Origin of the sequence: Arcobacter vandammei (assembly GCF_016106035.1) — a bacterium.
Lineage (GTDB): Bacteria > Campylobacterota > Campylobacteria > Campylobacterales > Arcobacteraceae > Aliarcobacter > Aliarcobacter vandammei.
Genome location: NZ_JADKPZ010000046.1, coordinates 1 through 963, shown reverse-complemented (window position 1 = coordinate 963; position 963 = coordinate 1). Strand labels below are relative to the sequence as shown.

Genomic DNA, 963 nt, shown 5'->3' with positions numbered 1-963 from the left:
GAAGTGGAAATACCCAGCCCCATTCCGAACCTGGTAGTCAAGCACTTCATCGCCGATAATACTGCAGGGTCCCCCTGTGGAAACGTAGGTCACTGCCAGCTTTGAGTTTTTTACAAAGCCTTTCAGAACATACTTCATCTAAGTATGCTTTGAAAGGCTTTTTTTTGCTTTTTTATCTGCACCCTTTTTTACACATCTTCTTATTCTTTTTACGCTATTGGCTATTTAAGTAATATTTACACTATTTATATTTTCACTAATGCTTTTTTTATATCTATCCACATTGCAGGGACTGAAGTTCCTGTTCCCTTTACATTTGCTATATTACTTCTATTATTAATTTATTTGTTATTTGACTTGGTTTATATCTTATTCAAATTTAGTATTAATTAGTTCACATATCTCTTAGCATTTTATACTTTAAATACTATTTCTTTATTTTTACAAGCTTTTTAGTTATATTTAGAGGATATTCATTTTATAGTTTAGAATTCTTTCTTTGAATATCTTTATTCCTTAGTTTTGGAACAATAAAAATTCTTTTTTTTACAGCCATCTGTAGATAATCCTTTTTTAACTAGGATATTATCGTAGCTAACTTAACTTTTCAGCCTTAATTTTTTCAGTATTCGCAAGTGGTTTTAAATATTCTAACAAATGCAAAAGATGTAATTATTTTAAGAGAAGTTAAAGAAGCTAAAATCAAAATTATCCTTAATGTAGAAAATGATAAATCAATCTTAAGTATTTTAAATAATGCAGGTGGGGTAGAAAAAGAGTTTATTAATTTGATTTTTGACCCATATTTTACAACAAAATAAAAAGGTAGTGGAATAGGGCTTTATATGTCAAATTATTACTCCCCTAATAAATAATCTGAATTTTAACTTGCATATTTAACCTTTGGATGTTTAAAAAAATTAGCTACTTTTTGTGGATTATTTTGTAAAGATAACATATACT

At 27.7% G+C, this 963-nt stretch carries 1 protein-coding gene and 1 rRNA gene; both read left to right on the top strand.

Going from position 1 to position 963, the window contains the following annotated elements; translation table 11 throughout:
* Positions 1-101 (top strand): 5S ribosomal RNA (gene rrf, locus IQC44_RS11390); the annotation flags it as partial.
* A 534-nt stretch (positions 102-635) separates the two neighbouring features.
* On the top strand, positions 636-821 hold the full coding sequence (locus IQC44_RS11385; protein WP_198306476.1) for an ATP-binding protein: 186 nt from the start codon (positions 636-638) through the stop codon (positions 819-821).
* Positions 822-963 lie beyond the last annotated feature (142 nt).